The organism is Halomonas sp. 3F2F, from assembly GCF_014897805.1.
Lineage (GTDB): Bacteria > Pseudomonadota > Gammaproteobacteria > Pseudomonadales > Halomonadaceae > Vreelandella.
The window spans coordinates 1-6,383 of sequence record NZ_JABUZE010000127.1; the positions used below are offsets into that span (position 1 = coordinate 1).

General features: G+C 53.1%; 6 protein-coding genes and 2 pseudogenes. 5 read left to right on the forward strand and 3 right to left on the reverse strand.

Annotated elements, in window-relative coordinates; all coding sequences use genetic code 11:
• Positions 1 to 176, reverse strand: a pseudogene (locus INT21_RS12390) (IS1380 family transposase); the annotation flags it as partial.
• Between the two features lie 104 nt (positions 177 to 280).
• Between INT21_RS12390 and INT21_RS12395 the strand changes: the two are divergent.
• Positions 281 to 997: pseudogene (locus INT21_RS12395) on the forward strand (NAD(P)/FAD-dependent oxidoreductase); the annotation flags it as partial.
• A gap of 9 nt (positions 998 to 1,006) precedes the next feature.
• Here INT21_RS12395 and rpe read toward each other — a convergent pair.
• Positions 1,007 to 1,708, reverse strand: coding sequence for a ribulose-phosphate 3-epimerase (gene rpe / locus INT21_RS12400; RefSeq protein WP_089038619.1), 702 nt, complete (start codon positions 1,706 to 1,708; stop codon positions 1,007 to 1,009).
• Positions 1,709 to 1,927: 219 nt separating this feature from the next.
• Here rpe and cysP point away from each other — a divergent pair, with 219 nt between their 5' ends.
• The 4 genes from cysP to INT21_RS12420 are packed head-to-tail and all read left to right on the forward strand — an operon-like array spanning position 1,928 to position 5,747.
• Positions 1,928 to 2,965, forward strand: a complete 1,038-nt coding sequence (gene cysP, locus INT21_RS12405; protein ID WP_089038620.1) for a thiosulfate ABC transporter substrate-binding protein CysP — start codon at positions 1,928 to 1,930, stop codon at positions 2,963 to 2,965.
• A gap of 9 nt (positions 2,966 to 2,974) precedes the next feature.
• Positions 2,975 to 3,829: a sulfate ABC transporter permease subunit CysT gene (gene cysT, locus INT21_RS12410; protein ID WP_193060902.1), complete on the forward strand. Its 855-nt coding sequence runs from the start codon at positions 2,975 to 2,977 to the stop codon at positions 3,827 to 3,829.
• Positions 3,829 to 4,656: a sulfate ABC transporter permease subunit CysW gene (gene cysW / locus INT21_RS12415; RefSeq protein WP_089038622.1), complete on the forward strand. Its 828-nt coding sequence runs from the start codon at positions 3,829 to 3,831 to the stop codon at positions 4,654 to 4,656. The genes cysT and cysW overlap by 1 nt, the downstream gene beginning before the upstream one ends.
• The gene (locus INT21_RS12420; protein ID WP_089038623.1) at positions 4,653 to 5,747 is read left to right on the forward strand and encodes a sulfate/molybdate ABC transporter ATP-binding protein; all 1,095 of its coding nucleotides are present in this window, start codon (positions 4,653 to 4,655) and stop codon (positions 5,745 to 5,747) included. The genes cysW and INT21_RS12420 overlap by 4 nt, the downstream gene beginning before the upstream one ends.
• A 119-nt stretch (positions 5,748 to 5,866) precedes the next feature.
• Here INT21_RS12420 and INT21_RS12425 read toward each other — a convergent pair.
• Positions 5,867 to 6,383, reverse strand: a 517-nt coding sequence (locus INT21_RS12425) for an alpha-ketoglutarate-dependent dioxygenase AlkB (RefSeq protein ID WP_193085298.1), incomplete at its 5' end; no start/stop codon positions are given.

Consider the following 6,383-nt stretch of genomic DNA (forward strand, 5'->3'; position numbering starts at 1 on the left):
CGCAGCGGGTGGCGTCGATCGACCAGATTGTCTTCCAGCGCCTCAATCACGCCGCTGTTGTCGAGGGCCTCACGCAACAGCAGAGCGCCGCTGTCGCTGGTAGTGCGCTGGCCGCTCAGCTCAACACGGACAGCGCCGTTGCATGAGGGCGTCCAGGTGGATAGGCTTTCACCCATAGCGGATGGCTCTCTTGGTTCAGATTCTTGGCGGAACACACTGAATTTTCAAGAGAATACCATCCGCTATCTTCGTTTTCAGGTCGGCCTCATGAATAAGCTGGGTTAACGCCTACGGCGTAACCGCTGTTGACCACCAAACGATTAGCGTACACCTCATCGAAGCTGCCCCCCGCCTGCTGCCCGGTTTGTCAGAGCGTATTAGTGAAACAGTGCAGCAAGAGCTGGAAAATATGGGGGTCACCGTTCACGTCGGTACCGCTATTCAAGAAGCTCAGCAGTATCAATTGGTAACCGGCGATGGCGAGGTTATCGAAACGGATCTGAACGTGTGGGCAGCGGGCATCAAAGCACCGCCATTTTTGGCTGAATTAGACCTGACCACTAATAAGAAAAATCAGATTAACGTCCACCAAACGCTGCAGAGCGTCGATGACCCTTATATTTTTGCCATGGGCGACTGCGCCGACTGCCCTCAGGGCGAAGGCAGCTCCGTGCCACCCCGGGCACAGGCTGCTCATCAACAGGCAACGTTACTCGCCAAAAACCTGATGCACTGCCTGGATAGCAAACCACTGCAAAGCTTTACTTATCGTGACCATGGTTCGCTGGTGTCGCTCGCCCGCTACGATGCGGTAGGAAAGTTGATGCGCAGTTCCGCGTCTCGTGGGCTGTTTTTAGAGGGTTGGTTAGCGCGCCAAGCCTACGCTTCACTTTATCGAATGCACCAACTTTCTATTCATGGCGCACCCAAAACGGGGCTCGCATGGCTGGTTGATAAGTTAAACCGCTACTTAAAGCCCCGTATGAAATTGCACTAAGCTGTTTGCTTAGCCGTTATTCTTTGCCAACTCGGCGCGCATTTGCTGGATAACGCTATCGTAACCGTGCGGGTCGCTTGACTGGTGAGCGTTAAAAATAGCTGAACCAGCGACGAAGGTGTCGGCACCCGCAGCGGCGATATCAGCTATGTTATCTACCTTAACCCCACCGTCGATTTCTAAGCGGATCGGGCGACCTGAGGCATCGATACGTGCCCGCGCCTCACGCAATTTATCCAGCGTACCGGGAATGAATGACTGACCGCCAAAACCCGGGTTAACGCTCATCAACAGCACCATATCAACTTTGTCCATGACATAATCGAGATACGAAAGCGGTGTTGCCGGATTAAATACCAGTCCTGCTTTACAGCCACTATCGCGTATTAGCTGTAACGAGCGATCAACATGCTCAGAAGCTTCCGGGTGAAACGTAATGTAACTCGCCCCAGCCTCACTAAAATCGCCAATCATACGATCTACAGGCTTAACCATTAAGTGGACGTCTATGGGCGCCGTCACGCCGTGCTGGCGCAGAGCTTTGCAGACCATCGGCCCAATCGTCAGGTTCGGCACATAGTGATTATCCATGACATCGAAATGGACAATATCGGCTCCAGCGGCCAACACATTGTCGACCTCTTCACCAAGACGCGCGAAATTAGCGGAAAGAATCGAAGGGGCAATCAGGAAGTCCTGCTCAGCGCTCATAGTGCATTCCTAGGTTAACAGGGGAAAGGAAGGCCCCTATCTTACCAGAGCCACCTAAGAAGCCCCATCTCCCTGCCGTTAAAGCTCAGCCGACAATGAATGCATATCTTTAAATACATATTTCCAAATAGAATATAAAACATAATTGTAATTCCACAATCACAGGTTTAACCTTATCCTCATTGCGATTAAATCGCCCCCATATACAAGGAGCCTGTAATGACGCGATCTACTTTTTTCCGCACTGGCCTGCGCCGTAGCCTGATAGCCACCGCTGTTGGCGCGACTGTGGCTGTCACCGCTGTTTCAAACACGGCGATGGCGCAAGAGCGCGAGTTACTGAACTCTTCTTACGATATTGCCCGTGAACTGTTTTCGGCTATCAACCCGGAATTCCAAGCATGGTGGCAAGAAGAGCACGGTGAAGAGATTGCTATTAGTCAGTCTCACGGCGGCTCATCAGCACAAGCGCGCGCGATCATGCAAGGCTTGCGTGCGGATGTCGTTACCTTTAACCAGGTGACTGATGTTCAAGTACTTGCAGATGCAGGCCTAGTGGCCGAAGACTGGCAAGACGCATTCGACAATAACGCCTCCCCTTACTACTCCACTACGGCGTTTTTGGTGCGTAAAGACAACCCGAAAGGCATCGAAAGCTGGGATGATCTCGCGAAGGAAGGCGTACAAATCGTTTTTCCCAATCCTAAAACATCCGGCAACGGCCGCTATACCTATCTAGCGGCTTGGGGCTTTGCGGAAAATGAATTCGACGGTGATGAAGAAAAGATTCAAGACTTCATGCGCACCTTCCTGCGCAATGTTGCGGTGTTTGATACCGGCGGCCGAGGTGCCACCACGAGCTTTATCGAACGCGGCATTGGCGACGTATTGATCAGCTTTGAATCAGAAGTAAACAACATCCGTGGCGAATACGGCAGCGACGACTACGAGGTCATCGTGCCGCCGGTCAGCATTCTGGCAGAGTTCCCCGTTGCGGTGGTGGGTGAAAATGCTGAGCGCAATGGCAACAGCGACCTTGCCCAGAGTTATCTTGAGTATCTCTACCGTGAAGACACCCAGCGCTTGCTGGCAGGCTTTAACTATCGCGTTCACGACGAAACGGTTGTGGCCGAATTTGCCGATCAATTCCCCGATACCGAACTTCTTGAAGTTGAAGATGTGTTTGGTAGCTGGGAAGAAGCAATGGAAAACCACTTTGAAGGCGGCGCCCTACTTGATCAACTGCAACGTCGTTAACGGAACCCCATGAGCCAGCTAGCATTATGGCGGTCCGGCAGCGCACGCGTGCTGCCGGGCTTTGGCCTATCTATGGGGATCAGCGTTCTCTTCATTTCGCTGGTTCTCCTTCTCCCGATCACCGGGCTGTTTGGCCAGTTGGCAGGGCTTAGCCTTACCGAATACTGGGCCATTATTACCGAAGGCCGTGTGGTAGCCAGTTACATGGTCACCATAGGAGCGGCGGCTGTCGCGGCGCTGGTTAATGCAGTATTTGGCTTACTACTTGCCTGGGTACTGGTTCGCTATGAATTTCCCGGCAAGCGCCTGCTAGATGCCTTAATGGACCTGCCCTTTGCGCTTCCCACAGCGGTAGCCGGTATTACCCTCGCTACGCTGTATGCGAGTAACGGCTGGATGGGCAGCTTATTAGAGCCGCTAGGGTTCCAGGTAGCTTACACCTGGGTAGGCATTGCACTGGCCATGGCGTTTACCAGCATTCCGTTCGTGGTGCGCACCGTACAGCCGGTGCTAGAGGATTTACCCGCAGAAGTTGATGAAGCAGCGATGTCTCTTGGCGCAACCGATGGCGTGGCGTTCTGGCGTGTGATCATGCCGCATCTATGGCCAGCTCTCGTTACTGGCACCGGGCTAGCCTTTGTGCGCTCGTTAGGTGAATTCGGGGCGATTATTTTTATCGCGGGTAATATGCCGTACGAAACCGAAATCACTGCGCTGATGATTTTCGTCAAACTGCAGGAGTATGACTACGCGGGTGCCTCCGCAATTGCCTCCGTCGTGCTCTTTGTGTCACTGACCCTACTGCTGGCGATCAATATTTGGCAAGGCCGCTTTGTGCGCCGCTTGCATGGAGGAACAGGCTAATGCGCCGGATAGGTGATGCACCCGCTGTGCGGCGTTTACTCATTGGTGCCGCTCTGTTGCTGTCAGCGCTATTTTTGCTGCTACCTTTGGTGGCAATTTTTGCCCAGGCGTTTTCCCAAGGCGTGATGGTCTTTTGGGCCAACGTTAGCGATACGTTCACCCTGCACGCGATTGGCCTGACGCTCGTCATTGCGTTATTAACCATACCGATTTGCCTAGTATTCGGTGTCGCCTTGGCGTGGCTGGTTACCCGCTTCAGTTTCCCAGGCCGGCGTATTTTACAAACGCTGATCGATATTCCATTTGCCGTTTCCCCCGTTGTGGCTGGGCTTATCTATCTGTTGCTATATGGCCGTAATGGCTGGATTGGCAGTTGGCTAGACACCCACGATATTCAACTGATGTTCGCTTGGCCCGGCATTTTGATGGTAACTATTTTCGTGACCTGCCCGTTTGTGGCACGTGAACTTATTCCGCTCATGCAGGCCCAAGGTTCCCGAGAAGAAGAAGCCGCCGTGACCCTCGGCGCTGGCGGCTGGACCACCTTTCGGCGTGTCACGTTACCCAACATTCGCTGGGCACTGCTCTACGGGATCATCCTCACTAACGCGCGTGCCGTGGGGGAATTTGGTGCCGTTTCGGTGGTCGCCGGAGCTATTCGCGGCAAGACCAACACCTTACCGCTGCATCTAGAGCAGCTTTATCAGGATTACAACGCGGTGGGCGCGTTTTCTAGCGCCGCGCTGCTGGCCCTTATTGCCCTGTTAACCCTTGCGGCCAAGGCAGGCCTGGAATGGCGCGCAGCGCGCCAGGAGGCATTTTTATGAGTATTCGCCTACAGAACATCGCCAAGCACTTTGCCAACACTCAAGCGCTTGAGCCGATCAACCTGGACATTCATGAAGGCGAACTAGTCGGTCTGCTTGGCCCGTCTGGCTCAGGAAAAACCACACTGCTGCGTATTATTGCCGGCTTGGAGAGCGCTGATCGCTCTCCTCAACCCGGTAAAATACTGTTCGGCGACCGCGATGTAACCAACGTTCACGTTCGCGATCGCCGCATTGGATTTGTTTTCCAGCACTACGCTCTCTTCCGCCATATGAGCGTGTACGACAATGTAGCCTTTGGGCTAACCGTGATGCCCAAAAAGCGCCGCCCATCCAACGGCGAGATTCGCGCCCGCGTCTTTAGGCTGTTGGAAATGGTTCAGCTGCAGCATTTAGCTAACCGTTTGCCTGCCCAGCTCTCTGGCGGCCAGCAGCAACGTGTTTCTCTCGCCCGCGCCTTGGCCGTTGAGCCTGACGTATTGCTTTTGGATGAGCCATTTGGCGCGCTGGATGCCAAGGTGCGCCAGGATCTACGACGCTGGTTACGCCGCCTGCATGAAGAGCTTAACTTTACCAGCGTGTTTGTTACCCACGATCAAGAAGAAGCGCTGGAACTTTCTGACCGTGTGGTGGTGATGAGCAACGGACGTATCGAGCAAATTGATACGCCTGAAACGCTCTATCGTTCGCCCAAAAATCGTTTTGTATTTGAATTCCTTGGCGACGTTAACCACTTGGAAGGCAAGGTACACCAAGGTGTGCTCACCTGCGGTGACGCCCATCTCAATGTTGACTTGCCTGACGGTAACGAAGAGCTATTGCTACGTCCTCATGAAGTGCGCCTTGCCCAGCAGCCTAGTGCAGAGAGTCATCTGCCGGTGACAGTGACTGCCATTTCACCGGTAGGTGCTGAAGTGCGTGTTGAGCTGGAAGCCGACTGGCTGGCTAAGCCATGGCTTGCAACGGTGCGTCATGCTGATTTTGAGCAGCTTGAGATGCGCCGTGGACAGCGCCTCTTCGTCCATCCACGGCAATGGCACCGCTTCCCCGCAACAGAGTCAAAAGTGACGGAGCAAAGCCGCGCCGCTTAGGGCATGCCAACAACGGCACAAGCAGAGGGCAGTTTTAGTTCGCGACCGATTTAGAGCTGCCACCTCCTACCTTTCTTTCACTCGCGACAGATAAGCTATCAGCCTGTATCAACAGTTGATTAGCGCATTTGCCTAAACGTGAGGCTCACCCGCGGCTCACAATCTTTCTTGGTTTTAGGCAGGCTATGTAGCCAGTTTTGCTGCGTGGCACCTTTCATCACCAACAGACTACCGTGCTCTAGATTAAGCGATAGACTCTCCCCTGTTTGTTTATGTTTAAACGAAAATCTCCTTTCGCCACCTAGGCTCAACGCGCCAATCACACCATTCTCAACCAGGTCTTTTTCAGCATCACTGTGCCAACTCATACCTTCCGCGCCTGAACTATAGAAGTTACACAAGCACGAATTAAATACGTCACCGCAGTTACTCTCCACTACCTGGTTAATCTCTTGTAAAAAACCAGGCCACACTGACGCCATCTTGGTATATCCAGAGTAGGTATAAGAGACCGGCGCATCTGCATACCAGGCTATTTTCCTCTTGGTAACGATCTCTTTTCCGTAAATAAACGCTCGATCATGCTCCCAACTTAAGTGCTTATTCAAAATTAATCGCGTGATCAGCTTCATAGCT